This window comes from Enhygromyxa salina (assembly GCF_000737335.2).
In the GTDB taxonomy this organism is placed as follows: domain Bacteria; phylum Myxococcota_A; class Polyangia; order Nannocystales; family Nannocystaceae; genus Plesiocystis; species Plesiocystis salina_C.
Map to the genome: position 1 here is coordinate 56,264 of NZ_JMCC02000075.1, position 26,323 is coordinate 82,586.

22 protein-coding genes and 1 tRNA gene are annotated in these 26,323 nt (G+C 64.7%); 12 read left to right on the forward strand and 11 right to left on the reverse strand.

The window, feature by feature from the left end; genetic code table 11:
- Positions 1-7: 7 nt before the first annotated feature.
- The 4 genes from DB30_RS26400 to DB30_RS26415 form a co-directional block, all read right to left on the reverse strand.
- Entirely contained in the window at positions 8-1,006 is a 999-nt protein-coding gene (locus DB30_RS26400) for a hypothetical protein (RefSeq protein WP_052553930.1), read from the reverse strand.
- A complete protein-coding gene (locus DB30_RS26405) occupies positions 1,006-2,058 on the reverse strand; it encodes a hypothetical protein (protein ID WP_146660699.1) in 1,053 nt (350 codons plus the stop codon). The genes DB30_RS26400 and DB30_RS26405 overlap by 1 nt, the downstream gene beginning before the upstream one ends.
- A gap of 2 nt (positions 2,059-2,060) precedes the next feature.
- Positions 2,061-3,422, reverse strand: a complete 1,362-nt coding sequence (locus DB30_RS26410; RefSeq protein ID WP_146660701.1) for a hypothetical protein — start codon at positions 3,420-3,422, stop codon at positions 2,061-2,063.
- A 383-nt stretch (positions 3,423-3,805) separates the two neighbouring features.
- Positions 3,806-4,417, reverse strand: a complete 612-nt coding sequence (locus DB30_RS26415; RefSeq protein WP_052553936.1) for an RNA polymerase sigma factor — start codon at positions 4,415-4,417, stop codon at positions 3,806-3,808.
- A 66-nt stretch (positions 4,418-4,483) separates the two neighbouring features.
- Here DB30_RS26415 and DB30_RS26420 point away from each other — a divergent pair, with 66 nt between their 5' ends.
- The 6 genes from DB30_RS26420 to DB30_RS26445 all read left to right on the forward strand — a co-directional run bounded on the left by DB30_RS26420 (position 4,484) and on the right by DB30_RS26445 (position 12,090).
- A complete protein-coding gene (locus DB30_RS26420; RefSeq protein ID WP_052553938.1) occupies positions 4,484-7,300 on the forward strand; it encodes a serine/threonine-protein kinase in 2,817 nt (938 codons plus the stop codon).
- 14 nt (positions 7,301-7,314) lie between these two features.
- Positions 7,315-8,316, forward strand: a complete 1,002-nt coding sequence (locus DB30_RS26425; protein ID WP_146660704.1) for a trypsin-like peptidase domain-containing protein — start codon at positions 7,315-7,317, stop codon at positions 8,314-8,316.
- On the forward strand, positions 8,288-8,746 hold the full coding sequence (locus DB30_RS26430; protein WP_146660706.1) for a hypothetical protein: 459 nt from the start codon (positions 8,288-8,290) through the stop codon (positions 8,744-8,746). The genes DB30_RS26425 and DB30_RS26430 overlap by 29 nt, the downstream gene beginning before the upstream one ends.
- Positions 8,747-8,887: 141 nt before the next feature.
- Positions 8,888-10,513, forward strand: a complete 1,626-nt coding sequence (locus DB30_RS26435) for an acyl-CoA carboxylase subunit beta (protein WP_146660708.1) — start codon at positions 8,888-8,890, stop codon at positions 10,511-10,513.
- Entirely contained in the window at positions 10,510-11,856 is a 1,347-nt protein-coding gene (locus DB30_RS26440; protein WP_052553944.1) for an MATE family efflux transporter, read from the forward strand. The genes DB30_RS26435 and DB30_RS26440 overlap by 4 nt, the downstream gene beginning before the upstream one ends.
- Positions 11,857-11,925: 69 nt before the next feature.
- Positions 11,926-12,090: a hypothetical protein gene (locus DB30_RS26445; RefSeq protein ID WP_153258412.1), complete on the forward strand. Its 165-nt coding sequence runs from the start codon at positions 11,926-11,928 to the stop codon at positions 12,088-12,090.
- On the opposite strand, the gene DB30_RS26450 is transcribed toward DB30_RS26445, so the two are convergent.
- Both DB30_RS26450 and DB30_RS26455 read right to left on the reverse strand, forming a co-directional pair.
- The gene (locus tag DB30_RS26450; protein ID WP_052553947.1) at positions 12,091-13,236 is read right to left on the reverse strand and encodes an FAD-dependent oxidoreductase; all 1,146 of its coding nucleotides are present in this window, start codon (positions 13,234-13,236) and stop codon (positions 12,091-12,093) included.
- A gap of 101 nt (positions 13,237-13,337) precedes the next feature.
- Positions 13,338-14,369 carry an MBL fold metallo-hydrolase gene (locus tag DB30_RS26455; RefSeq protein WP_052553981.1) on the reverse strand — a complete coding sequence of 344 codons (1,032 nt, stop codon included), beginning with the start codon at positions 14,367-14,369 and terminating at the stop codon, positions 13,338-13,340.
- Between the two features lie 74 nt (positions 14,370-14,443).
- Here DB30_RS26455 and DB30_RS26460 point away from each other — a divergent pair, with 74 nt between their 5' ends.
- Positions 14,444-14,899 carry a tetratricopeptide repeat protein gene (locus DB30_RS26460; protein WP_146660712.1) on the forward strand — a complete coding sequence of 152 codons (456 nt, stop codon included), beginning with the start codon at positions 14,444-14,446 and terminating at the stop codon, positions 14,897-14,899.
- 50 nt (positions 14,900-14,949) lie between these two features.
- Complete coding sequence (locus DB30_RS26465) at positions 14,950-15,804, forward strand: aldo/keto reductase (RefSeq protein WP_240480332.1); 855 nt, start codon at positions 14,950-14,952, stop codon at positions 15,802-15,804.
- On the opposite strand, the gene DB30_RS26470 is transcribed toward DB30_RS26465, so the two are convergent.
- The 3 genes from DB30_RS26470 to DB30_RS26480 all read right to left on the reverse strand — a co-directional run bounded on the left by DB30_RS26470 (position 15,792) and on the right by DB30_RS26480 (position 19,055).
- Entirely contained in the window at positions 15,792-16,997 is a 1,206-nt protein-coding gene (locus DB30_RS26470; RefSeq protein ID WP_146660714.1) for an alpha/beta fold hydrolase, read from the reverse strand. The genes DB30_RS26465 and DB30_RS26470 overlap by 13 nt on opposite strands.
- Positions 16,998-17,024: 27 nt before the next feature.
- A complete protein-coding gene (locus DB30_RS26475; RefSeq protein WP_052553955.1) occupies positions 17,025-18,410 on the reverse strand; it encodes a hypothetical protein in 1,386 nt (461 codons plus the stop codon).
- 102 nt (positions 18,411-18,512) lie between these two features.
- Positions 18,513-19,055 carry a hypothetical protein gene (locus tag DB30_RS26480; RefSeq protein ID WP_052553956.1) on the reverse strand — a complete coding sequence of 181 codons (543 nt, stop codon included), beginning with the start codon at positions 19,053-19,055 and terminating at the stop codon, positions 18,513-18,515.
- A gap of 82 nt (positions 19,056-19,137) precedes the next feature.
- Here DB30_RS26480 and DB30_RS26485 point away from each other — a divergent pair.
- A tRNA-Arg gene (locus DB30_RS26485) sits at positions 19,138-19,211 on the forward strand.
- Between the two features lie 68 nt (positions 19,212-19,279).
- On the opposite strand, the gene DB30_RS26490 is transcribed toward DB30_RS26485, so the two are convergent.
- Positions 19,280-20,455, reverse strand: a complete 1,176-nt coding sequence (locus tag DB30_RS26490) for a tyrosine-type recombinase/integrase (RefSeq protein ID WP_052553958.1) — start codon at positions 20,453-20,455, stop codon at positions 19,280-19,282.
- Entirely contained in the window at positions 20,452-20,658 is a 207-nt protein-coding gene (locus tag DB30_RS26495; RefSeq protein WP_146660720.1) for a hypothetical protein, read from the reverse strand. The genes DB30_RS26490 and DB30_RS26495 overlap by 4 nt, the downstream gene beginning before the upstream one ends.
- A gap of 946 nt (positions 20,659-21,604) precedes the next feature.
- Here DB30_RS26495 and DB30_RS26500 point away from each other — a divergent pair.
- The 3 genes from DB30_RS26500 to DB30_RS26510 all read left to right on the forward strand — a co-directional run bounded on the left by DB30_RS26500 (position 21,605) and on the right by DB30_RS26510 (position 26,093).
- Positions 21,605-22,096, forward strand: a complete 492-nt coding sequence (locus DB30_RS26500) for a hypothetical protein (protein ID WP_052553962.1) — start codon at positions 21,605-21,607, stop codon at positions 22,094-22,096.
- A gap of 848 nt (positions 22,097-22,944) precedes the next feature.
- The gene (locus DB30_RS26505; RefSeq protein WP_146660722.1) at positions 22,945-23,478 is read left to right on the forward strand and encodes a hypothetical protein; all 534 of its coding nucleotides are present in this window, start codon (positions 22,945-22,947) and stop codon (positions 23,476-23,478) included.
- 5 nt (positions 23,479-23,483) lie between these two features.
- Positions 23,484-26,093, forward strand: a complete 2,610-nt coding sequence (locus DB30_RS26510) for a M23 family metallopeptidase (RefSeq protein WP_146660724.1) — start codon at positions 23,484-23,486, stop codon at positions 26,091-26,093.
- The last annotated feature ends 230 nt before the right edge of the window (positions 26,094-26,323 follow it).

A 26,323-nucleotide genomic window follows, 5' to 3' on the forward strand; every position in this document is an offset into this window, starting at 1 on the left:
GCAACACTCAAGCCAGGCGAACGCCAAACTCCCTGAGCACGGCCGCGATCGGGGTGACGATGGTCGCGGTGTCGCTGCCCCCAATGAGCAACCCAATGGCCCTGCACTGGGCGTCGACGACGAGCGCGCCGCTGTCCCCCGCCCTCGACATGGACGTGCACACGATCTGATCGCGAAAGCCAACCAGCGCCCCGCCCATGTTGGGGTAGCGCAGGAACACGTTCGCGGTGATCTCGGTGACCCAGCCGCTCGTGCGATGCGTGCGTGCGCCAACCTTGTCAACGCGATCCCCGTCCGCGACTTGGGCAGTGTCCTTCGGTGCGAGACCAAACGCGAGCAGGTCCCGGACCACGCTGTGCGGCTCGGTCAACTCGGCGATCGCCGCGTCCACCGAGTTGGCGTGAGACCTGCCCCGGCTCAGCGCCGTGTGCCCACTGAGCTTGGCGATCGGTGATCGCGGTGGCCGGTACTCGGCGACTGCGGGCTGGTAGATCGGATCGCCCAGGCTGGCCCGCCCATGTGGTGCGATCACGTGGGCGGCCGAGAGCAGATACACAGCTTCGCTAGCACGGCGAGGACGCACCAGGCAGCCCAGCGTGCCGATCCCCCCGGCCGCGTGCCCGATACTCGAGCCGCACAGGGCCGGCCGGGACACGCGGTAGCGGGCTTGCGCAAATAGCTGCCCGACCGGCCGGACGTCGAGCTCCACCTCGCCGTGGCCAGGCAAGACCAGTCGCTGGGGAATGGGATGCGCGAGCCCGCGGGCGGCGACCTTGGTGTCGACGAGGATCGTCACGACGGGCTGATCCGCGAACCGAACCCCCTGACGTACGCGACGACCGACGCCGACGCCTTGGACCTTGCGCGAGCGCAGCCACGGCTGCGCAGCTGCGACCAAGCGGACCAAGCTGCGGTGACTTGGCGTGACCCCCAGCGTGGCTGCGGCTCGCTCCGGCTCACCGCACAGCAGCCCGACCGCGAGCTCACAGGCGCGCTGGGTCTGCATCAACCTTGCACGCTCAGGCTGTGGGCCCCGATCTGGCCGTAGGTGTCGGCACACCACAGCTGCAGCTGGACGCCGGGCGCAGCTGCCATGTCGAACTGCACGTCGATCACGGCCTCCTGTTCGCAGTCGGGTTCGTCGAAGACCGCGTCTTCGATCAGCAGATCGGCGACCCCTGGACCGCTGACCGAGACCATGGCGGGCGCGCTCGAGGACGCCCAACAGCGAGCGAGCCGCCCGTTGGTCCGAGGGCGCACGACCAGCGCCAGCCCAGCGGTCACGGCTCCCGATGCGCCCGTGAAGCTGGGCGCGCTCACGGCCTCGAGGCCCGAGTCGTCGAGCACGAAGTCGGGACCGGCGCTCGCCACCAACGCCAGCGCGCCCGCGGCCTTGGCCCGAAACGAGACTGGCGACGACGCCGCTCGATCTCCGTCGGCGATCAGCCGCACGCCCGCGTCGCCGACCCCCAAGAACTCACCGTCGACGATCGCGTCGAGCTCGACACGAACCCCCGCGGCCGACAGATCCGCCTCGAGCAGCAAGCGCGCCGCGCCCGAGCCATCAATTGGCACATAGCACTCGCCGGGCACGCTGGGCGTCACGGTGAGCTTCAGCCCAGGCGCCGGGCTCTGCGCGGGCGCGTCGACCCGAACCTGGACCTCGTCGCTGGCGTGCTCGACCCCGCAGACGTCGGTAGCGACGACGCTGAGGTGCGCGAACTCGCCGTCCCGGGCGGCCTGCAGCTGGGCTTGGCTGAGCTCGACCGACCAGCTCGCAAAGTTTGGTGTGAGTCCCTTGGCCGCCGCGCTGCCGACGTTCAGCCGCTCGATTCGGACATCCGAGGACAAGCTGCCCGAGATCGTCACCGCGCCTGCGTTCGCGGTCGAGCTGAGGTCCCCAGACTGGACATTGACGACGACCTCACCGTCGTCAGCGTCGAGCCGGAGCGATTCGATCGCGTCGAGATCGCAGCGTTCCCCAGCTGGTTGGTCGCAGGCGCAGATCAGCGGCAAGATGGAGATTGCACAGATGAGCTTGATAGAGGCTGTGGACATGATCATTTCGCCTTCTTGGCCTTGCCAAATGCCTGGGTGAACGCGGGGCTCCAAGTCATCATCAGGCCAAACGAAGGCCGAAATCCGAGCCGCGTGAATTGTTCTTCGTCCGCGACCGCGCGACCGACGAAGTAGCCGTCTTTGAGCACATTCGTCCGGCGTATCGCCATCACGGCCGCGAGCGAAAAGTCGCGACCGACGTCGAGCTCGAGCCCGACGTGAACCGAGGTCAGGGCTGCAAAGCCCGCGTCACCGCCGGTGGCGAGGAGACCCAATCCAAACAGCGCGCCGCCGGTCACCGTGCCCTCGCCCTGATACACGGGCGTGAAGAACACCGAGGCCGCCGTCACGATCTCGGTGTGGAACACCGGCGAGGAGCCGCCTGCATCCAGCGTGATCGCCTTGCCAGGGTTATTGGCGGCGTCGGTCGCCGCGCGTGCCGAGTATTCGCGCTCGAACGGTGAGACCAACGCGGCGTACCCGAACCGGATCGCGGCGCGGTACACCGCGGTCACGTTCATGACCTCGTGGTAGGTGGAGACCGCCGTATTGGAGCCGATCGGCGTCACCGTCACGGCCAACTGCGCGGTCTGGTCGGTCGCCCGGCCGGCGAACGGCTTCGAGGTGATCTTCAGCTCCTCAGGCACCGCTGCTTGGGAAAAGCTCTCGCCAACATGGAGATGGTTGACGGTCCCCTCTTTGCCGGTGAGGTCAATCGTGACGGCGTGCTGGTCGCCGTGGAGCACGTGGACCTCGAGCTGGCGGCCCTCGAACAGATGGGTGCCGTTCTCGACGAACGCCGGATCGGCGCCCGCTACGGTGGTCGAGCGGTCTACCTTCACCAGATTTGGGTTACTCGCGTCAATACAAATGACATAGCGCCAGTCCTCGCGAACTGCTTTGTTGCGAGCCTTGTCAACTTCGCGCTGTTTTTTTGTGGCTACGGGCGTCGGCTCGAACAACCCACTGCACCGCTTCAGTAGTTTCTTGTCCTCAAACGCCTTTTTCTTGTCCGCCTCGTTCGGCTGAAAGGCGCTTGGTCGAGTCCCCCTGAGGCTGGGTGGTTTCCACCCCAGCAGGGTGAGCTCTTCGTCGACCCAGCCGAGCACGCGGAGCGCCGAGCCGTCGAGGATCGCTTGTTGTACAGCGGTCTTGACCGCATCGGGCAACGCCGTCCCACCGTTGTTGCGGTTTTCCCACGAACTCCCACCAGAACTCGCAAGATAGTAGCCGTCGCCCTTCTCGACCGCGTCACAGGGTTGCTGATCCACCACGATCTCCGTACCTTGCTGGGTGTAGCCAATACAGTTTGGCTTGTCCGGCCAGGTAACCGCGATCGTGGTCGTTGAGTTGTCGGCGACCACCGTAATATCGCGGACCCCATCGTTGAACAGCCCAGCGCATTCGCTCGCGGTGAGCGTGCGGGGCTCAGGCCCGGCGTCCACGGTGCAGCTGTCGGTGCCACCCCACGTGACCTTCAGCTGCGCAGCGCTCCCGGTCAGCTTCCACTCGCCGGTCACGAGCAGCGCCCAGCCGTTGATCGATAGTTTCGGCCCCCCCGGCGCCGTCGGAAGCTGTGTGAGTGGAGGGTCGGCCGCGAGCGCAAGATCGGGCATAGCCCAGGCCGCGCCCGCGACGAGAATGGAGATGAGTAGAGATCCGCTGCGCATGGTTCAACCCGCTTCACAGGGTTGGTCCAGTCACGAGGGATCTCGATTCGTTTTTGTTTAGCTAAATTTTTTGCGAGTCATTGACTGGCGCGCCTGCCGAGGCCGCGCGCGTTGTTGTCGAGCTGCGCGTCGCTGCTCTCTGGCGCGCCAGCGAACCGCTCGAGCCGGCGATAGACCTTGGCCAGGTGAAGCCGAGCCCGACGCAGGCGGCTGCGGGCGGTCTGCTCGGGAACGCCGAGCTGCTCGGCCAGCTCGACGCCCGTCAGCTCCTCCCAATAGTAGAGCTCGAGGATCTCCTGGTCGGCCAGGGACACCTGGCGCAGCGCCTCGAGCAAGCGCCGCTCGGCGTGGGTCCTGGCCAGCATCGACGACGGCCCAGCCCCGAGATCGTGAAGCGACACGTCTTCGATCGGGACCGAGGCCCCCCGTGCTCGACGGGCCTCCCAGTGCTGGTAGAGCAGGTTCCGCGCGGTCCCGCGCAGGTAGGCCGATATGCTGCCGCGGCCCTCGAAGCGCTCCTGGCCCGCGACGCATGCTTCAAAGGTGCGCTGGACCAGATCCTCGAGGCTGTCGTCGACTTTGTTCGCGAAGAACCGCCGAATCGCGCCATAGTGTCGCTTGAACAGCTCGCTACCCGCCCGCTGATCGCCAGCACGCCAGGCCAACAGAAGCTCATCATCAGAGGACACGGTGCATTTTATCATCGAGTCGTGAGAAAAATGAACTGACCATCGCGCGAGGCGGACATCTCCCTCGTGCGGCGGTCGAAGGTAGAGCTGACCTTGATCAGTGAGGAGCAAGGGAAAGATGGGCTGCAGTTCAGCCCCCCAAGCGAGTCTCGCGGCGCGCTCGCCATGCAGGCGCGAATCCACCAGCGCATGTTTGGCCTGGATGAGCCGCTCGAGACCGTTGCGCACTACGAGATCCAGCGCCGGATCGGGGCCGGCGCGATGGGGGTGGTCTACGCAGCCCGCGATACGGCGCTGCAGCGCGATGTCGCGCTCAAGCTTCTGCGTCGACGGCCGCTGAGCGACGAGCAACGAACATGTCTGCTCGAGGAGGCCCGGGCGCTCGCCAAGATCTCGCACCCGAACGTGGTCAGCGTCTACGAGGTCGGCGAACACGAGGACGAGATCTTCATTGCGATGGAGCTCGTCGAGGGCGAGACCTTGATGAGCTGGCAAGGACGCGAGCGCCGGAGCCTGAACCAGCTGCTGGCGATGTATCGCCAGGCGGGCGCGGGGCTAGTTGCGGCTCACGACGCGGGCGTGATCCACCGTGACTTCAAGCCAGGCAACGCGATCGTCGGTCGTGACGGGCGGCTGCGCGTCGTCGACTTTGGCCTGGCCTGGGCCGCGCCCTTGGACGCAACAACCTCCGCGGCGGGCCCCCACGGGGCCGTTGGAACACCCGGATACATCGCACCGGAGCTCGGACGCGGCGAGCCAGCGACACCCGCGAGCGATCAGTTCAGTTTTTGCGTCGCGCTCGCCCGCGCGCTCGCGCCGACCGAGCCCTCGGTCACCGCGGCGAGCGACGCGGCCGTCGACGAGCTGCCCATCGTGATGCGGGGGCCGGGCTGGTTGCGTCGCGTGCTTCGTCGCGGGCTCGCGGATCAACCGCAGCTGCGCTGGCCCAGCATGGCCGAGCTCGTCACCCGGCTCGACCGCGGGCGGCTGCGTCGGCGAGCGGGCGCGGTGACGCTGCTTGGTGTGGGGCTCGTGGCGGGAGCGGCCCTGGCCGGACCCGAGCGACTGGCCAGCTGCGAGCAGCGGGCCGCGGACTTCGACGCGGTGTGGACCGAGGCGCGGCAGCGCGAGCTCGTTACCCACATCGAGCGAGTCGGGGCGCCCTACGCCGACGCTGCGGTCGAACAGCTCGAGCGGGCCAGGCAGACCCACCGCGCGGCCTGGTTGAGCGCCCACGCGCGCGTCTGCACGCCGAACCGGGGCGCGAGCCGACAGCTGCCGCTGAGCCGCGAGCTCGGGCTTGCCTGTCTCGAGCGCAAGCTGCTGGCCGTCGACGAATTGCTGCTCAACCTCGCCGTCGCGACCCCACACACGCTCGAGCGGTTGGAACATCAATTGGCCGAGCTCCGCGATCCACACGCGTGCGAGGCGATCGAGTCTCTGACGGCTCGGCCGCTCGGCGGTATCTGGGCCGAACCCACGCTCGCCCGCGAGCTCGATCAGGCTCGCTTTGCGCTCGCGGCTCTGGACTTCGACAGCGCCCGCGAGCGCGCCCACACGGCGATCGGCTTGGCAAACGGGCTGGGCCACGAGCTCGCCCTGGCCGAGGCGTTCGAGCTCTATGGACGGGCGCTCGGCGGCGGCGACAATTTTTTCGAGGCTGAAGAAGCGCTGGTGACCGCGGCGCGGCTCGCTGCCACCGCTGGCGATGTTGGGCGCCAGGTCCAGATCCGCCAGGGCCTCGCCAAGCTCTCGATCGAGCAGCTCGAAGACTCGAGTCGCGCGCAGCGGTCGCTGGATCTCGCGGGCGCGCTGCTCGAGCACCACGACGATCCGGTCCTGCAGGCCGAGCAGCTGGTCGCCCGCGCCAGCCTTGCAACGCACGCGCAGGATCACGAACGAGCCGTCACCTTGCTCGAGCAAGCCGTCACGTCGCTCGCGGCCGTGCTTGGCGGTGCGCATCCGCGGGTCGAGTCTTTCGAGCTGCGCCGCGCCAACGCGCTCGCCGACGCTGGGCAGACGGCACGGGCGATCGAGATCTATCGTCAGCTACTCGAGGTCCGACGCGCGCGCCTGGGTGCTGGCCACCCGGCGTTGGCGGCGGTCGAGTTCGATCTTGGGCTGGCGCTGCTCGGGCCCGAACCCGACGCGGCGCTGGGTCACTTCGAGCGCTCGTTGGAGATCGAGCAGCGAGCGTTTGGACCAGACTCGCTGCGCGTCGCGTCGACGTCGACCTGGCTGGCGGAGCTGTATTGGCGACGCGGCGATCTCGAGGCGGCCGAGCGCGCGGCCGCGCGGGCGTGGCCGATCCAGTTCGAGCGGCTCCCCCCCGACGCCAGCGATCGAGCGAACGCGCTGGAGATCCTCGCGTGGGTGCAGCTCGAGCGCGGGGCCTACGCTGACGCGCTGGCCAGCTTCGAGCGGGTCCCGACCCCGCGCAACCCCGACGAAGCCGCAGCCCTGGACCTGAATCGGGCCTGGCTGCTGTGCCGGCTCGAACGATGCGACGCAGCCCAAGCCCTGCTGACCACGGCCCTGGCGAGCGACGTCACGCAGATCGAGCTGGCTGCGCGCGTGGGGCTGGCCGACGTGCACCTGCAATCCGGCGCGGTCGAGCTGGGGGTGGCGCAGCTCGAAGCGTTGCTGCTCGAGCTCGAGGGGCTGCCCGCGCCCGAGGCCGAAGTCAACGCTGCGTCGGCCGCCGAAGCGAGGTGGTTGCTCGCGCGGGCCCTCGCCGGGCGTGAAGCCGCGGGAGACAGCGCGCGGGTGCGGGAGCTGGCCGCTTCCGCGCTGGAGGTCTATCGGGTCGCGGGTTGGCCCGCGCGCACGATCTTCGAGTTGGAACAATTGATCGCCTGCGGGCACACCGAATGTGAGTCGTAATGTTGAAACAAAGCATGTACATCATTGCGGCGTTGGTCGCCGTCGTTGGCCTTGGCTGTGACTCCAAGGGCTTGGTCCGAGACGCGCATGCGCGGGTGGGCTTGTCAAAGTTGCGGCCCGCTGCCACCGGCCCTAGCCATTGGATCTACGATCACGACGGAGATCTCTACGACGCGGGTCCCAGCAAATCGTCGGCATATCTCACCACAGTGCAACTCGTCAATGTCGCTGGTGACCCCTGCGATGAAAAGCACGACACGTGTCGGTTCAAATACACGACGATGGAAGACATCAGGCGGTATCAGGGACACACTCAAGCATTGTGCTCGAGCGTCTGGGGCAACCAGTTTCGTACGCAGCCGATGCTCGGGGGCCGATCCGGGTCATTGCTCGCCGACGGAACCGTCTTGACTTCAGCACATGGCGGCGCTGACCTGTCCTCCATGTACATCATTATCGCCCGCACGGACGCCTTCGTGGTCGATAAACGAGCGCGCGTCGTCGTGGTCCCCAAGAGCCACGTGCGTCGACCCAGCTGCGTCCTCGAGAGTGTCAACGATCCCAACAATCACGTCGATTGGATGCGCTTGAAGCTCGCTGGCGCGCGAACGGGCCCATGGACCGAAGGGCTAGAGCTCGCCGAGCCCGTCACGAAGAACCAGCGGCTAACGGCCAGCTTTCACCCGTTGGGCCTGCCCGCGAAATTCAGCGAACGGACCCCCGTCGGTGTCAGGGGTTCAGTGTACTCGTTGAAGATCGACAGCGCCGAGGGTTGCTCGGGTGGTGGCCTGATCGACGATAGCGGCCGGCTCGCTGGCGTCGTGAGCGGCCGCGTGCCCCGCCACACATGGTTCGAGACGCTGAAATTCAACGGACCTTTGTGCATTGAAGCTCGTACCGATCGTTCTGAACAATTCACCCCCATCCAATCGATCGTCTTCACCAAACAGGAGTGCACGGACACGCGCACGAAGGAGAATCAAGACCATGCCGATACATCGCACGATCATCTATAGCAACACCACGTTGGACCCGAGTTGCGCCGACTGTTCGGCGAGCCCGACCCTGGCTGTCACCGTCGAAAAATCCGGCAGCGACCTCATCGTCAAGCACGGTGGCGAGCAATTCGAGCAGCTCGACCTGGTGTGGTCGAATGGGGCCACCGGTGCGTTCACGCTCGCGGCCAGCTACGCGGCCGGGGTCGACCCCCGGCTCGAGGAGGTCGCGTTCGAGTACAGCGGCAGCGGGACCCAGGTCCTGCCAACCGGCGGCGGCATGGTCTGGTCTCGAGCCGCGAGCGTCTTCAACCTCGAGTTTCGCCCGCTCGACGCCGAGTCGACCGAGGAGAGCGAGGGGGTTTGGATGTTTGACCCCGCGAAGGAGCCGCCGATCAGGCTAAAGGTCGTCATCAAGCGCAAGACCGACAGCTTCAGCTGCCCAGCGTAGACGGGCCTCCGCTCGGGCGAGGTGTCTCGCCCGAGCTGAACGCAGACCAGCGGGCCATGCGCGACGCTACCCACCCCGCATGACCGCGAAACCTGGCGAGGGCGCTGGCCTCGAGTGGAGCACCTGCGTAAAGTCCCGCCGATGGCCAAGGATCCAGACACCCAGCCGCCCCACGACCCCGTCGCCGCCCTCGAGCTGCGCGAGCGCGTCGCCGAGCTTGGCGGCGGTCCACCCCAGGCCCACGCGGGCGGCGACGTCATCGCCAAGCTCGAGCAAAAGAACGCGGCCGCGCTGGCCAAGCTCGAGCAGGTTGGCCGCCAGAGCGCACACGCGCGGATCGAGCTACTCCTCGATCCCGGCAGCTTCGTCGAGCTCGATCGCTTCGTGACCTCGCAGTGCGCCGACTTTGACATGCAGCGCAAGCAGACCTACGGCGACGGGGTCGTGACCGGCTACGGCACGATCGACGGCCGCCGGGTGTTTGTGTTTGCCCAGCGCCCCGACGTGTTTGGCGGCAGCCTTGGCTGGGCCCACGCAGAGAAGATCTGCAAGGTCATGGACAAGGCGATGGAGGTCGGGGCCCCGGTGATCGGGCTCAACGACAGCGGCGGCGCGCGGATTCAAGAGGGCGTGGCCGCGCTCGGTGGCTACGCCGAGATCTTCAAGCGCAACGTGCTCAGCTCCGGCGTGGTCCCACAGATCTCGGTGATCCTGGGGCCGTGCGCGGGCGGGGCCGTGTACTCGCCCGCGCTCACCGACTTCGTGCTGATGGTCGAGAAGTCGAGCTACATGTTCATTACCGGGCCCGACGTGATCAAGACGGTGACCCATGAAGAGGTCACCAAAGAGGCGCTGGGCGGGGCGATGACCCACAACGAGAAGTCCGGCGTTGGCCACTTCGCGTGCGCCGACGAGGCCGCCGCGCTGGCGATGACCCGCGCGCTGCTTGGCTTCATGCCCAGCAACAACATGGAGCCGCCGCCCGTGCGCGAGACCAGCGATCCGGCTGACCGCGCGTGCGAGCAGCTGACCACGCTGGTGCCAGAGAACGCCAACAAGCCCTACGACATCCGCGAGATCATCAAGGCGGTCGCCGACGACGGGGTGTTCCTCGAGGTCGCGCAGCACCACGCCAAGAACATCGTCGTTGGCTACGTGCGGATCGACGGCCACCCGATCGGCGTCGTCGCCAACCAACCGCTGGTGCTCGCCGGCTGTCTGGACATCAACGCCTCGGTCAAGGCCGCGCGCTTCGTTCGCACCTGCGACGCGTTCAACATCCCGCTGCTGACCCTGGTTGACGTGCCCGGGTTCTTGCCCGGCACGGATCAGGAGTACGGCGGGATCATTCGTCACGGCGCCAAGCTGCTCTACGCGTTCACCGAGGCCACCGTCCCCAAGGTCACCCTCGTCACCCGCAAGGCCTACGGCGGGGCCTATGACGTGATGGCGTCCAAGCACATCCGCGGCGACATCAACCTGGCCTACCCAACCGCCGAGATCGCCGTGATGGGGGCCGAGGGCGCGGTCAACATCATCTTCCGGCGCGAGCTGGCCGCGGCCGCGGACCCCGAAGCCGAGCGCGCCAGGCTGATCGCCGACTACCGCCGGCTGTTCGCCAGCCCGTACAAAGCGGCGGAGTTTGGGTTCTTGGATCGCGTGATCATGCCCGCGGACACGCGCAAGGTGCTCGTCGATAGCTTTGATCTGCTGCGAAACAAGCGGCAAGAGAACCCGCCCAAGAAGCACGGCAACATTCCCCTGTGAGCGAAGCGGAGCCCGAGCCCTCGCTGCGCCGGCGCTTCATCGCGCTGGCGCTGCCGAGCATCGCGGCCTCGTTGATGGTCCCGGTTGCGAGCTTGATCGACACCGCGATCCTCGGCCACCTCGACGAGCTCGAGCCCCTCGCTGGGGTCGCGCTGGGCGGGGTGATCTTCGATCTGCTGTATTGGTCGTTCGGGTTCCTGCGCATGGGCACGACCGGGCTCACGGCGCAGGCGTTTGGGCGCGAACAACTTGGCGAGTCGCGCGCGCTGCTGCTGCGCGCGGGCGTGCTCGCGCTGGTGTTTGCGGCGCTCTTGCTGGGGCTGCAAGGCGCGATCGGCTGGGTCTCGTTCGCGCTGCTCGACGGTGAGGTCGCGGTCGAGCTCGCGGCGCGGGCCTACTTTAACGCGCGGATCTGGGCCGCGCCCGCCGTGCTCCTGAACTTTTGCGTGATGGGCTGGCTGCTGGGCATGCAGCGAACCCGGCCGATCTTGGTCATCGCCGTGGTCGCCAACGGGGTCAATGTCGCGCTGGATTATCTGCTGATCGTCCGGCTTGGCTGGGGGGCGGCCGGCGCGGGATGGGCGACGATGGGCAGCCAATATGCGGCGCTGCTCGCCGCCGTGCCGATGGTGTGGCGCGCGTGGGCGCAGACCCGCGGCGACCAACCAACCGCCCCGGTCCTGAGCTGGCCCCACCTCGCGCCGCTGCTGCACCTGGGCCGACACATCTGGCTGCGCACGCTCGCGCTGATCACCACCTTCGCGCTGTTCACCAATTTCTCGGCCAGCTTCTCGTCAACGCTGCTCGCTGCCAACGCCGTGTTGTTGCGGGTGCTCGGGCTGGCCAGCTACTTCATCGACGGCTTCGCCCACGCAACCGAGAGCCTGACCGGTGTGCTGGTTGGACGCGACGACAAGCACGGGCTGCGCAAGCTGCTGGGCTTGGCGATGCGCTGGGGGCTGGCGACCGCGGGTGGGTTCGCGCTGGCCTTCATCGCGTTTCCGCAGCTGTTCACGCTGCTCACGGATCAACCCGAGCTGCTCGCCGCGGTCGTGGGCGCGCGCGGCTGGCTGGTCCTGGTGTTGCTGCTGGGATCGATCGCATATGTGCTCGACGGCTACTTCATCGGGCTGACCGCCGGGGTCACGCTGGCGCGGGCGATGTTGCTCTCGTTTGGCCTGGGGTTCTTGCCGCTCGCCCTGTGGGCCCGCTACGGCGACGGCGGGCCGCAAGTGCTGTGGTTGGCGTTGCTGAGCTTCATGGCCGCGCGGGCGCTGAGCCTGGGCGTGTGCGTTCCAGCGACGCTGTCCTCAGCAGATGAGAAGCCTGGCACGAGCGGATGACGGTCCGCCCGGGCGACCGGCCTTCACCGCGGCGACACCCACAACGAACTCCTGGCCGAACGCAGCCCGGTGCTCGTTCGCGTGCTCGATGGTGCGGCCGCCGACCACAAGCGCATCGACAACACCTGCGCGATCTTCGACCGCATGCTCGAGCGCTACAAGACCATCGCCTGCATGGCGACAGGGTCATGGCGCATGGAAACATTCTCGCTGCATATGCGGGCGAGGAGATGATCAAAGCGTGCCCCCGCCCAGCGACACCATCGCAAACCGCCGGCTCCAATGTGCGGCGAAGGGCGGCAGCAGAGCCACGCGAACGAGCGCGTTGCGCAGCCGCGGACACGCCGTTCGCCGCCCGATCCGGGTGTTCCACGCGGCCTGCCGCAGCGCGATCTTGGCGGCTTTGCGCCGACGTTGTTCCCAGTCGGTGACCGCCGCGTCGGCGAGCCCACCCACGGTCCAGTGACCAGCAAAGACTTCAGCCAAGGCGAGCGCGTCGAGCCAGCCCAAGTTCATGCCCTGGCCGCCGAATGGGCTCAGCACGTGGGCCGCGTCGCCAAGCAACAACACGCGACCGCAGCGAAATTTTTGGGCGAGCAGCTGCGTGACCCCAAACGCGCTCGGCTGCGAGCCGGCGTCCGGCTCGAGCAGCTGACCGCAGCGAAACTGAACGGCCCTGCACAGCTCGCGCAGGTTGACCTGATCTCGACGGGCCTCGACTTCCACGACCCAGCGACGCCGATCACCCGGCAGCGGAAAGCTCTCGACCAAGCCCTGATCTGCCAGATAGATCCACGCGTCGGTGCCGAGCTCGGGTTTGGCTGGAAACTCCGCCATCCAGAAGTTGCCGCGCAGCGCTTGACGACGCACCCCGACCTTCAGCAGCCGACGGATACTGCTGTGGGCACCGTCGCAACCCAGCAGATAGCGAGCGCTCACGCTTCGTCTCTGTCCTTGGTGATCATACCCAAGCACGACGTGATCACCGCGATGTTCGAGCGCGTTCACGTTCGCGCCACGGACCAGCTCGACGCCGCTGGCGTGGGCGCGAGCTTCGAGCAGCGCCTCGGTCTGTGCCTGCGGAACGGCCAGCGCGAAGCCGAAGCGCGTCGACGCGGCGCGAAACTCGATCGTCCCCAGCCGCCCTCGGCTCCCCAGCGCGACCCCACGCTCGATCTGGATCCCGCGCTCGAGCAACGACGTGAGCACCCCCAAGCCCCGCATGCGCGCGAGCGATGCCGCGTGAATCCCTATCGATCGGCTGTCGCTCCGGGGCGCAGCGCGACGCTCGAGCAGCGTGACCGCTCGACCCTGGAGACGCAGCGCGACAGCACACAGCAACCCAACCGGTCCGCCTCCGACGACCGCGACGTCGAGCATGGTTTCGTCAGCTTAGCAGCGCACGCTTGACCATCCGCGAAGGGCCTCGCGCGACATTTGCAGCGGCAACCTCGCCAGCACCGCCGCCGCCCGGCACGAATTCACGCCATCGTCGAGCGACTCTTGCCCGCGTACTTCGCCATCGCCGCGAAGCAAGGCACCGCGCTCTTGCGTGGCCCGGCGCCCGAGAACTCGCGGTACAGCGTATCGACATTCACGACGATCCGCTCGGACTCCCCCCACTCCACATAATCGGTGAGCGCGATGTCCTTGGCGGCCTCGAACACGCTCATGCCGGCGTCGTAGCGCGCGCGCGCCTGGTCGTGCACGTAGCTCAGGTACTCGCGCACGCGCCGGACCCCGGCCTTGTCGGTGAGCGGCCCATGCCCTGGCACGATCGCGTCGACGTCCATCGCTTCGATCCGCTCGCACGCGGCGATCCAATTCGAGACAGGGCCCTCCCACACGATCGGGTGACCGCCGATGAACAGGATGTCGCCGCAATAGACCACGCGATCATCGGGCACGTGCACGATCACATCACCCTTGGTGTGCGCGGGGCCAACCTCGATCAGCTCGACCCGCTTGTCGCCCACGCTGAGGCTCAATGTATCGTCAAAGGTGCGGGTTGGCAGGACCAGCTCGATACCCTCGAAGTGAAAGTCGCCGAAGATCTCGACCACGAAGGGCGCGGCCTCGACCACCGCCTCGAGCAGCTCGACGCCGAGCTTGCCAGCGACCCAGCCCAGGCCCTTGCCGAGCACGCCCATCCGCATCGACAGCCGCGCGATCTTGTTTAGCTTGACCATGATCGCCGGCGGAAGCTCCGACATCTCCGCGGCGCCCCGGCGCGACGCGATGATCTCGGCGTCGCGGACCAGTTGGTTGCCCCAGCAGTGATCCCCGTTTGCGTGGGTGTTGACGACCGTGCCGATGGACTGGGCCGCGGGCACGGCGTCGCGCATGGTGCTCAGCATCTGCGCGGTCAAGCGGGTGTCGAACAAGGTGTCGACCAGCAAGCTGGCCTCGCCGTCGCAGATCAGGCCGGCGTTGTTCCAGCCCCATGAGCCGTCACCTTGGACGTAGGCGTAGCACCCGTCGGCGACCTCGCTGAGCCCGGTCTTGTAGGCCATGGCCACGCTCATACCATGTGGCGACCACAACGAGCACGACGACGCCGAACGTGGCACGATGACGGCGCTGTCCCATGCCCCGGTCTCGGTCTCACCTACTGTCTGCGTCGTCGCTGGCGCTCGTCACCACCGCCGCGCTCACGTGCTTGTGTGGGTGCTGGACCAACGGCTACACCGCCAACCGCGGGCTGCATTATGTGACCAACGCCGAGGGCAAGCAGGTCCTCGTCAAGTCCACGCCGCCCGCCCCCGCCGCCTACGAGGCGTACCTGCGCGCTCGCTTGGCGCTCGAGCGTGACCCGCCGCGGCTCGACGAAGCGCGCGGCCACATCTTGGATGCCCTGCGCTGGCAGCCAGACGAGCCCCAGCTGTGGACGGTGCGAGGCGAGATCGAGTGGCGCGCCGGGGACTTCGCGGCCGCCGAGGTTGCGCTCGCCAAGGCGCTCGCGCTGCGCCCGGGGTACCCCGAGGCGCAACGCTTGCTGGCCCAGATCCACCCGCCGCGAACCAACGCGACCGCTGCGAAGTGACGTCCAGCACCCCAAGTCGGCCGGCCCAACAACTGTGATAGATCAAGCTCGTGCCCGCGCTCGAGTTCACCTTTCCTGGCCCCAATGGTCCAACCATCAACCGCATGGGCTTTGGCGCCATGCGGGTGTGTGGCCCGCGTGTGTGGGGCATGCCGGCAGATCCCGAGGGCGCGCGCGCGTTGCTGCGTCGCGTGGTCGAGCTTGGTGTGAACTTCATCGACACCGCGGACGCCTATGGGCCTGGGACCAGCGAACAGCTGATCGCCGAGGCGCTGCACCCTTACCCAAAGGGGATGATCATCGCGACCAAGGGCGGGATCCTGCGCCCGCCCGACAAGTCATGGCAGTCCGACGCCCGCCCCGAGTACCTGCAGACCGCCTGCGAGGCCAGCTTGAAGCGCTTGAAGATCGAGTGCATCGATCTTTATCAGCTGCACGCGCCCGACGACTCGGTCCGGTTCGAGGACTCGATCAAGGCGCTGGCGCGGCTGCGCGAGCAGGGCAAGGTCCGCATGGTTGGGCTCAGCAATGTCAGCGTCGCGCAGCTAGAGGTCGCGGAGGCGATCGTGCCAATTGTCTCGGTTCAAAATCGCTTCAATTTGGGGGATCAAAGCCACGCCGAAGTGCTCGCGGCGTGTGACCGCAAGGGCATCGCGTTCTTGCCCTGGTACCCGCTGGGGAGCGGCGTGCTGACGAAGCCGGGCACGGCGGCGGCCCAAATCGCGGATGAGCTTGGGGTCGCGCCTGGGCAGGTGGCGCTCGCGTGGTTGTTGCATCTGTCGCCGGTCGTCGTGCCGATCCCCGGGACCTCCCAGATCGCGCATCTCGAGCAGAACCTCGGGGCGACGAAGATCGAGCTGAGCGCGGCGCACATGGCCCGACTTGGCAATAGTCAGCTGGGATAGGCCGGGCTGCGCTCGGCGTTGAGAAACTCCGCGAGCGGCACAAACAGCTCCGCGGTGAGCCGCTCGCCAATCGCTAGATCACCGTGGCCATAGTCTTGTTCACAGCCGTTGTCGACGCCCAGCACCACGAAGCGCTTCTCGACCTCATCCGTGTCGGCTCCCCACGCGTCATAGGCCGCGCGCACGGCTTCGGGGTGGGCGACCTTGTCGGCCGCGCCCGCGAAGAAGATCGCGGGAACGTGCACCTCAGACAGCCGCGCGAGCACGTCCTCACCCGCAACGCGGACGATCCCATCACCCAGAGCCCACTTGGCGAAGTCGGCCGAGAGCGGCGCAGGCACGTCCTCGATCAGGTTGACGAGCGCGCGAGAGGTCGCGCCGCGGTCGACGTTGAGCGGGTTGTAGATCTGTCGATGCAGCGGCGTGTGGACCCCTTCGATCGCGAACGCGCTCATCCTGGCCAGGGCCCGCAGCCAGACCACGCGAAACACAAAGCGCGGGAGGAACCCGAGCGCCCGCAGGACTCGGATCGGCGGGCTCACCCGCGCCGGGCTGCCGATCGTTGCGACCCGGCGCAGACTCTGCGCCTCGACCGTTCGGCCCAGCGCCGCGTAGAGCAAGATCCCGCCCATCGAAAAGCCCACGTAGTCGATGCTCGGGCTGTCGGTCTGCTTGCGCACGAACTCGATCGCCCGCGGCAGATCGTGCTCGACCATTGATGCGAAGTCGACCCGCGCGCGCTGGCCGATCGTCAAGCTGGGTTGCCCGGATCGCAAGGTCAGCAACCACACGTCGCGACCGAGGTCGCGCAGGTACCGGGCCAACGAGCGCCCCTCTTCGGCGTCAATGTTGCGATGGTTCGAGGCGATCCCGTGGACCATGAGGATCGGCGGGTCGCTGAACTCCGATCGAGTCGAGACCCGGGCAGGCAGGCGCAGGAGCGTGAACGGCACGCCGTCATCGGCTCGCAACTCATGGCGCTCGGCGTAGTCGAGATCCACGCCAAGCCTGCGCACCCAAAACCCATAGTGAGCCCAAGCCATGATCGCCATGATCAGGACCACCGCGAGGCCGACGGCGGCGACGCCGACGATCGAGGGCCAGTCCACGTCTGCGATCAACACTTGGGGTGATCTTGACAGCTGCGCGCGTCGCAGGCCAGCGAGGCACGCGGCGCTGCAGTCGGCAGCCACGTTCGCGGCACTCGAGGTCGGGACGTGTTAGCCGGGGTCCTGGCTCATCAGCTCGATGAGCAGGTCGCGCGTGACGTCTGCTGCGTCCATGCCAACCGAGATCGACTCTTCATAGTTGTCATTGAGGCCAGTGTTCCACTCGTCCGAGGGCACGAAGTAGCCCAGCGCGTCGCCGGACAGACCGAGCACGACCTGGTGTGGGGCGGTCATCGCTTCTTTGATCGGCAGGCCGTTGCGGGTCAGCGACTCGCCGGGGAACGCGACCAGCTGGATCTCGTCGCCAAACCGAAAGTACGCGGTCTGGGTGGCCACCAGCCCGACGCCGTCGCGTATCACGAAGTCGTAGTCCAGGAGCCCAGCTTGGGCCGCCAGCAAGAAGGTCTCGTTGGTGACGTCGAGCTCGAAGTCCGCGTAGTTGCGAAACATGTCGACGCCGACCGGCTCGACGGCGTCGAGGGCCAGCATCGTGCGGGCCGCGACGTGGTCGCCGTAGGCCTGCGCGCGCTCGAAGTCGTCGGCGTACATGCCGTCGGGGACCTGCGGCGAGACGTCGCCTTGGACCCCGTTGAAGAACAGCACGGGCGCCTCGAGCTGGGCCTCGAGGTTGTCGACCGCGTAGCCACAATAGTCGCGGGACATCTGCAGGTTGCTGCTGCCGAGCACGACCGGGTGAGCCGCGAACGCGACCATCGCCCCAAGCAGCGCGCCCCCGTCGACGTTGCGGGCCTGGACCACGAACAGGCCGTCGTCGGTGAAGTCCCAGCCCCGGCGGTTGCGGTTGTCGGCGGTCGTTGACGCGACCTCGAGGTCGGCCGGGACGCGGTCATTCCAGGCCGTCGCCATTGACGTTGCGATCGCCGTGATGATCCGGGCGCGGTAGCCCTCGGGCACGCCCCCCCACAAGCCCTGGAGATCCGGCGCGCCGTGGCTGTGGGTGCTGCCGATGATGATCTGCTCTTCGCTGAGGCCGGTCATCGCGGCGGCCTCGGCCCGGATCGCGCGGGTCCACTGGTTGCCCATTCCGATCGCGTCGGCGACCGCGAAGATGCCGCCGTCCGCGGGGCCGTAGCCGATCGCCATCGTGCGCACGTAGACCTGATCGTGGATGCCCTCGGCTGCGCCGCGCTCGGTGTAGAAGCCGTAGCCGCCCAGGTAGAAGCCCTCGGCGAGCTCGGCTTCCGTGGGGGTGAGATCGGTGACGTCGAAGCCGACCTCGTAGTTGGTGGGGGGCGGATCGCCGTCGCCGTCACCGGGGTCGCCATCGCCGTCGCCCGTCTCGGTCCCTGGGTCCGTGTCGCCGTCGCCCGTCCCGGTCTCGGTCCCGGTCTCGGTGCTGGTCTCGCCGTCCGCGGGGCTGTCGCTGCGGCAGGCGAGTGGGCTGAGGAACAGGCCGGCCGCAAACAGGACGGACAAGGAAGTCGGGGCAGTACAGCGCATTTCAATCACTCCGAACCGCGAGCCTCGCCCATCCGGGGGCTCCGAGACAAGCGGATCGGTGCGGCCGGCCGCGATCGCTCACAAGAAGCGGCTGAGCCACACGGCCAGGCAGTAAAACGGCGTGCCGGCCAGCAACAGGCCCCGGCGCACGCGCGACAGCTCCGGCTTGCCCCCGCCGACGATCAGCGCCGCGATGCAGATCAGCCACGAGACCCCCGCCGTGGCGACCGCGTACGCGAACACCTTGAGCATCAGCGGCTTGAGCACAGGCACGAACATGCCCCCCGCAGCCACCGCCGTCAGGCCGACCGGGATGAAGCTCGACCACAGCGCGGCATGCGACATCCACGTGATCCGCGGCTCGTCCTCCGCCTTGGGCTGGCGCAGGTGAGAGAGCACCCACGCGCCGATGAAGGCCAGGCTGACCATGACCGCCAGGCCGATCCCGCCAAGCACGATCAGCTCGATGATGCGGACGATCCAGCGGCGGATCGTGTCGAGATCCGGCAGCTCGATCGCCACGCTGGCCCACGCGACACACAGGGCCGCCAGCGGGAGCGTGACGCGAGCGGGGAGATTTGCGAAGATCGCGCTGCCTCGGGCTCGGGCGTGGGGGGTCATCTTGGGGGCGAGCGTAGCACGCAGGGGCGCGGGCCGGGTGGGGTTGCAGTGGGGGGTGGGGTCGGCTAAGAATCGCGGCCTCGCGTGCGTAGCTCAGCTGGATAGAGCGTTGGCCTCCGAAGCCAAAGGCCGCAGGTTCGACTCCTGCCGCGCGCACTCCTTAGATTGAGTGCTGATGGTCACTGGGATACCGATTTGGGATCACGGTGATCATCGTGTGCTCCTCATGTGCTCCGCGGTTGTTGCGCGTGCCGTTGCTCGAGGGACTTGATCGCCGCTTGAGCCATGCCGTCACGCAGGTGCATGTAGCGGAGCGTGGTCTTCAGGTCCTTGTGACCTGCGAGTTCCTGGATGACTCGCGGCGCCGTGTTGTTCTCCGCCAAGTCGGTCACGAACGTGTGGCGCATGATGTGGCTGCGGCCGCTCTGCTGAAGGCCGGCGCGGCGCTCTGCTCGGCGAACCCTGGCCCGCACGGCTGACTGACTCATCGGCTGACCCCTGCTGATGAACACATGCGGAAGGTCGCTGCCCCCGCTCGATCGCAGGTGCTCACGCAAGGCCGCGGCCAGGCGCGAGGTCATCGGCACGGTGCGGTTGCGCTTGCCCTTGGGAGGGTGCTCTTCACCCTCACGACTGCGGGTTCGCTGGACCCGAACCGAGGGGTGCTCGCCGAAGCGAAGGTCCCCCCGCTGTAGTGCCCGAACTTCACCCTGGCGCAGACCTGCATCGCCCATGAGTAGGATGATCGCCAGGACTTCATTCCCCGTCGCCGCAGCGCCGGAGACCAGCTGTTCGTAGATCTGTGGTTCGTAGACTTGGGCGTCCTTCTGATCCATGCGGATCAACCCGATCTTGAACCGGGGCGCGTCGAGCTCTTGATGCTCCCACCAAAAGCGGACCAACTTTGACATCACGCCGAGCGTGTTGTTGATCGTCTTGGGGGAGTAGTCTGAGTTCTTGCGGTGCATGTGCCGCTTGACCATGCTGAACTGCCTCGAGCCGATCTGGTCGAGCCGAAGCTCGCCGACGACCGGCACGACATGCTGCTCGAGCACTCGTCGTTGCTCTCGCATGTAGCGAGGGCGAAGCCCTTCGACTTCTGAGTGCTCTCGTATGAAGGTGTCGATGAACTCTGCCAGTGTGGGCGCTTGGGCGGTGCTGCCTCCGCCAAGCGAAATGTGCTTCTCCTTGCCGTGCCCCTGCCCACGTCCACGTCCGCCCGGGAGCAGCTGCTCCCGGAGCTCGCGCTCGTAGGCCTCGGCGGCACGCCGCGTGTTGATCGGTGAGACCTTGCGGATCACCTGGTGTGTGCCGTCTTGGCGCTTGTGTTTGATGTGGACCATCCACTTGGTGTGGGCGCGGCCGTCTTGGCTCGTCCACTTCTTCTTGTAAACGCTCATCCTGAATCCCTCTCGGAGTGGAGGACGGCGCGCGGGTTGGACGGGCAGCCTAGCACCTTCTTGAGCCGATCGCGACCCGAACAAAGGCGCTGCGGCGGCGCAGATGTCGCGAGTTGATCCACTGCCTCCTTGGGCTCGGCGACGGTGAAGGTGAAGGTGAAGACGCTGATGACGACGAAGTCGTTGATCTCGAGCTGGAACACGGTGACCTCCTTGGGGTGAGCAGGCCTCGCCGCACTGGCAACAAGCTGAATGCAGACAGGCAGGCAAGTGGAGGACACACTTGCCGCGTGTCCCTCGAGCAGCCAAAGAAACTGCTTGGCTCAAAGGGCCATGAGCCCAGATCCATGTCGCAAGCCGGAGACGCCACCAGACGTCCAGCGATGCGACGCTCGGATCCTCCAAGCATGGCTTGGAGTCATCAAGTGTTAATACCACGAAGCTAGCAGATTCGGACACTCTTCGCTGCTTGGAGATCTTGGGTTCTTGCCGGGATAAGAAGGACAAGAAGAGGCAAGAGCTACTTTGATGGATTGTAATGGGACAAGGCTCGGCAGGATGGGATGAAACGGACTGGATCAAGTCAGGTGATTATGTCGAGATCAGTATTCTTGTTGTGATGCTCGTGCTTTGCCTCCGCAGGAGGCTTGTTGGTTCCGTGGACGAAGGTCCGCGATCCCTGCAGAACGGGGTGGGGCGCTGGGGCGACAGCCCCGGCTCCAAGCACTGGTGCCACCCCGCGAGCGACGACGATGACCTGAGGAGGAGCCGAGTGGCTGGTGGACCCTGTGCTTGGAGCCGGGGCTGGGCATGAAGCGGAGCGAAAGGCCAGAACCGGCGGCCCGCCCCGTCAATTAGAGAATTCCGCTGTTTGCGGTTCCAGCGCCTGTATCACCGAGGGGTGCAGCGCTGGGACAGGTGCTGACATGGCCTTTGGTACACTCGCTGATGCAGGGTGAGCTTCGCTTGGTGAGGTGATCCTCCCTTTCAACTTCACCTGGATCGATACAGGGTGTGAGTCGGGAGCCGACACCCCTCGAGTCCGCCATGCTCGGCCCAGCGAAGGGCCGAAAGTCTGCCGGATTGCCTGGAAGACGCACGGTTTGGCTGCATTGAACCTTGGAACGGCTTGATCTACACTGGGCTGCGATGGGTACCACCACGGCTTACAAGCTCGGATTCGGAAGGTATAAAGAGAGGACTCTGGAATGGCTGTTCTTCAATGACCCCGGCTACGTCTGGTGGATGATCAAGGATGATGTGCACACTCAGAAATTGAAGGGGCCGACGCTGCCGAGGTTCAACGATCTCGTTCGCCGGGCTCGGCGCCTCCGAATTCCCGGCACGTGCAAATGGTGCAAGATGGGCAAGCCGATCTCGCGGATGTTTCTCACTCAGCACACCAGCGGTGGTCTGGCGAAGGTTGACTTCGACTGCGACACCTGCCGCCCCCTGGGTGGATCCAACACGACCCACTTTCAGCCCGGGTTCTTCACGCCCGACGCCTTCCGGAAATACGACAAGACAGGCGGAAAATTCATGGTCCAGGCAATCAAGCAAGCCTATTTTAAGGATCCGTCCTATCGGATGACGCAGAAGCGGCTTGAGGAGTTTTTTGGTAACCCCAAGAATTTTTTGTGAATTGTAGTTGGGTGCTCAAGACTTCGCCCTCATTTGAGATACAGCGGCCAGCGAGCTCCTGGCCCTCGCCATGATCCTCGAGTTCGAGCAGTCGTTGGTCTCGATTTCACGCTCGGCGATGAGTTGCTGTCGAACTTGAGGTCCCGCTGGTTCCCATCTGGGAACTGATCCAAGGAACACTGAGGGTGGCCCATTTTGGGCCGGGTGGTCTTAGGCGGGCGGTTGGGATCTGGTGGTGGACAGCCTGTCCATTTTTGTCGAGCGTCAGACTGTCGGCTATGGATCCCCGTAGATCTTAAGATCAAGTTGTTCAGTTTCGCTCCCGGCCCGTTGGCCCGTTGCCCGTCATGCCCGTCACACCCGTTGGCGGACGGCGGTGGCGAAGCCCCGCCCCCCGGTCCGCGCCTTACGTCAAAAGGGCCGGGGGGCGGGGGTTACCCCGCCGTTCCGCCTCTGTCAGCCCGTGGCCCGTTTGTGGCTCTGTTGAGCAATCTTGATCCGGTGCGGAAGTCGGTGCGGAGAACTGATCCTCGCAACGAGTCTTGGTGATCTGTACCTCAAATGACAAATGTATGATATACTCAGAGCAAATAGAATCTATCCCAAGCAGATACTCGCCGCTAGATGCGCAGGTAGCTGCTCTGAGAGCAACCTTGCCACAGCTACGACCAGTCGTCCATCTTTGCTCCACTTGAAACCCCCGGATCGCTGGCTATTGATGGTTTATGACCCCTCCCGGTGGTTTGTCACTATCCCTACAGCAATTACTTCTGGACTGGCGACAAGTGTTGCCGTACACGTACACGTACAGGTGCGTCGCGCGCGCCACCTCTAACCCAAACATCATCATGAAGACAATAATAAGGATAATGGCGACTGTGCTGTTTGCTGGCGGGCTACTTGGTGGCTGCTACACCGGAGTCGACCGTACACCTATCCCCCATGTCAGCTTCGATCTCCCCGAAGACTGGAAGATCATACATGAGCAACCCGGCTACATAGTTGTGCTAGGTGACTCAGACCTAGGTGCCCCAGTCAAGCTAGAGATTGGTCCCCACACAATCACCCCTGGGAATGAGAGTGACGCTAGGGCATTGATCGTAGAAATGCATGAATTCGCAGCACCAAAAGTCCCCGTTGAGGGCTGGGCCGCTCATGAATTCACCGAATACACACTGGCCGACGGGAAAACGATTTTTGTCCACATGCAGCCCGACACCTATGCGCGGGCACATGGGACTGCGGCCGAGGATGCATGGGGAAGTCAGGTTGCATACGAAGCTGACGAACACGTCATCAACCTATACTTAAGCGACCGAGCAGATCTCTACTTGGATGAACTCAATATAATTGTGGGCACGAGCGTGTTCTCGCCGAGGTAACTGCCATGAAGAACATCAAAACTCTCTGTCTTTTAGTGGCTGCCACAACAGCCATGGTCTTAGCGTTCGTGCCTTTTGGACGAGCTGACGAGGGCTCCCCCGAAATCATCACTGGCGAAACAATCTTCCGAGCGACAGATATAAACCAGATCCCGCTCGCAGACTTCAATCCTCCCCTCGCCGATCCGAATCCGGCCTGGCGGGTATCACAGGTCTTCAACACAACAGTTAACGATCCTCATTACGCCTTTGGTCACAACGGTCTCGATCTGGGCGGTTCCACTTATGGCGGACTATACGACCCAGAGAACGGCATAGATCAGAGGAAGCCTGGAATTGACAAGATTCATGCGACTATGGCCGGGAAGGTCCTTGTGTCGAACAAGAGTTCAGGATGGGGGAACTCGATCGTTATAGCTGCTCGACTGAACCTGCACTCTGACATAATTATAACAACACATTATCACCACCTACACGAGAGGTATGTCGAGGCGGGCCTTGCGGTCTCCCGTAATTACTTGCTGGGCCTTGAAGGTATGACAGGACGATCTTGGTATCTTCCTCACCTCCACCTGACTGTCCGCCAGTGGGCTAATTTGGCTCATCTTCAAGCGTGGCTGGACGGTGGCCTCGAACACCTATACGGAGGGGACGCATACTTCGAAAACGAGGCCGACTTTCTCGGCAAGCCATCACCAGGCGCCCCCATTGATCCGAACGGTCCATTTGCCCGTTTTGGTTATTTGGATCCAGAGCCTCTGGTAAAGGATTACTTTATTGATATCACAAGTACGGAGTACACGTGGGCCGAGTCATATGCTAAGAAGATGCGCTACTATGGCATCGATCTTGGCCTTTGGAACGGTGAGTTTGGGGCAGGATTGCCCGCGACTCGGCGCGAGGCTGCCCGATGGATCCGAGTAGCGTTGGGCAGCAAAGTCGCCGGAGCATCACCTCTTGCTCAGTTCTCTGATGTCCCAAACACCGACCCTGACTACAACTACATCCACGATCTGACCACTTTCCCCTACATTCCTGTAATAAAGCCTGACCGGGTCTGCACGGGTAATTCAATCTCCTTTTGCCCCGACGACAACCTGAATAGGGCTGAGGCCCTGAAAATGATAACCCTGGCATTCTATCCGAATGATTTCAGCGGATTCTGGGACCTTGGATTTTGGAAAGCCTTCGCTACCCCCGCTAGCGTGGCTAGCATGCTCGGCCCTGGCGTAGAAGAAAACGATCTTTTTACCGACGTAGACATCTACAACGACTGGTATGCGCCATACGTATACTTCGGAGTGTCCCGGGGATTCATCAATCTCCCTCAACCAGACATGAACGGTGAAATTTGGTTCAATCCTGGGAGTGCCGCGACGCGAGCTCATATGGCAAAGTGGGTCGTAATGGGCTATGAACGCATTAATGACAACGCCGCTCAGGATCCCTGTGAGGTTGTTGAGTGTCCCATCTCACAATACTGCGATCCCGCTCTTGCATCATGTGTCGAGCACGCAGAGTGTGTACCCACAGAAGAAGAACCCTGTGAGGTCGGAGGAGGAGCAATAAACTCCTGCCCGTACGGAAACGGCCTCTACTGCGGAGAGTTGGTAGGCCAGACTTCCGGTAGCCTCTACGATTGTGTCAACGGCAACTACACGCTCGCCGAGGTTTGTGAGAACGGATGTCAGGATGCGGGAGATGGGAACAACGACTACTGCATCGATCCGCAATCCTGTCCTAGCGGAAATGGACTTTACTGCGGGGAATCTGTAGGACAAACGACAGGAAGTCTTTTTCAGTGTACTGATGGAAGCTACTCTTTAGTCGATGTGTGTGCAGAGGGCTGCCAGGACGCTGGAGACGGCTTTGATGACTACTGCATCAACAACGACCCTCAGTGCGACTGCAACTCGGGCATCTGTTGTGACGGGTGCAATTTTCGGTCGTCGAACTTCGTCTGCGACCAGGATGCTGACTCGCAGTACAGCTGTTCCGGAAACAGTTGCGGAGATGACCTAAACATTCAGTTCCGAGACCAACTCTGCCCAGGGAACGCTACTTCCTGTACTGGCGGATACGGAGCTTGGGGTCCAACCCAGGTCGCAGAAAACTGTTCGGTGGATCAAACATGCTCCGTCAATAATCAGACCTGTGTCGCGGACCAGATGTGCATGTGCAGCGACACCTACGGCGTGAGTCAGTACCAATGCAATAGCTTCTCCTTCGCGGACAATGGCGGCGGAGGTGGTGGTGAGATCTTTGAGGTCTGTGCCTCAGTCAACTCTCAAACTGGTTTCGTAACGATCAAGGCTCAAAAGGGAGACAACTCGAACTTCGGGAACCGCCCCTATCAGGTGCGGGTCTCAGATCCGGGAGATGACCCCTGTGGGCCTAACACGCACTACTTCGTAATCTCCGATTCAAATCCATCTGGAGTTGGGACATCGCAGTTGACCTTCACTTTCCAATCATCGTGGGGGAACGAGTCTAGCAAGGCATACTGCGTCACAGCGTCGACTCAGCAGGGTGATGGCGGCTACGATCCTAATAGCGACCAACAGACCTCTTGGTGGCACTCGAGGAAATCAATTGTGACCAAGCAGTGTTTGTAACTTGCGTTGCCAGCCGCAACGAGACAGGCTCCCCATGGCAGACTCGCGGAAGCCATCCAACAACTGGACGCTAGCCGAACTCCTAGCGCGCGCAGGAATGCTCGACGAACAAAACGCTCGAGACCTGGGAGTGTCTCGTCGCCGGCAGCGCCCTAAACCGTGCTCTCAAGCCGCGGTTACTTTTGCGGAAGTGCACTTTCACTTCACACATTTGCTTCACGCGTTACGTG

Bases quoted from the DNA above. Each gene is read 5' to 3' on its own strand.
- DB30_RS26400 (WP_052553930.1), bottom strand. From the start codon at position 1,006: ATGCAGACCCAGCGCGCCTGTGAGCTCGCGGTCGGGCTGCTGTGCGGT.
- DB30_RS26405 (WP_146660699.1), bottom strand. From the start codon at position 2,058: ATGTCCACAGCCTCTATCAAGCTCATCTGTGCAATCTCCATCTTGCCG.
- DB30_RS26425 (WP_146660704.1), top strand. From the start codon at position 7,315: ATGTACATCATTGCGGCGTTGGTCGCCGTCGTTGGCCTTGGCTGTGAC.
- DB30_RS26430 (WP_146660706.1), top strand. From the start codon at position 8,288: ATGCCGATACATCGCACGATCATCTATAGCAACACCACGTTGGACCCG.
- DB30_RS26435 (WP_146660708.1), top strand. From the start codon at position 8,888: ATGGCCAAGGATCCAGACACCCAGCCGCCCCACGACCCCGTCGCCGCC.
- DB30_RS26450 (WP_052553947.1), bottom strand. From the start codon at position 13,236: ATGCTCGACGTCGCGGTCGTCGGAGGCGGACCGGTTGGGTTGCTGTGT.
- DB30_RS26455 (WP_052553981.1), bottom strand. From the start codon at position 14,369: ATGGCCTACAAGACCGGGCTCAGCGAGGTCGCCGACGGGTGCTACGCC.
- DB30_RS26460 (WP_146660712.1), top strand. From the start codon at position 14,444: ATGCCCCGGTCTCGGTCTCACCTACTGTCTGCGTCGTCGCTGGCGCTC.
- DB30_RS26480 (WP_052553956.1), bottom strand. From the start codon at position 19,055: ATGACCCCCCACGCCCGAGCCCGAGGCAGCGCGATCTTCGCAAATCTC.
- DB30_RS26490 (WP_052553958.1), bottom strand. From the start codon at position 20,455: ATGAGCGTTTACAAGAAGAAGTGGACGAGCCAAGACGGCCGCGCCCAC.
- DB30_RS26500 (WP_052553962.1), top strand. From the start codon at position 21,605: ATGGGTACCACCACGGCTTACAAGCTCGGATTCGGAAGGTATAAAGAG.
- DB30_RS26505 (WP_146660722.1), top strand. From the start codon at position 22,945: ATGAAGACAATAATAAGGATAATGGCGACTGTGCTGTTTGCTGGCGGG.
- DB30_RS26510 (WP_146660724.1), top strand. From the start codon at position 23,484: ATGAAGAACATCAAAACTCTCTGTCTTTTAGTGGCTGCCACAACAGCC.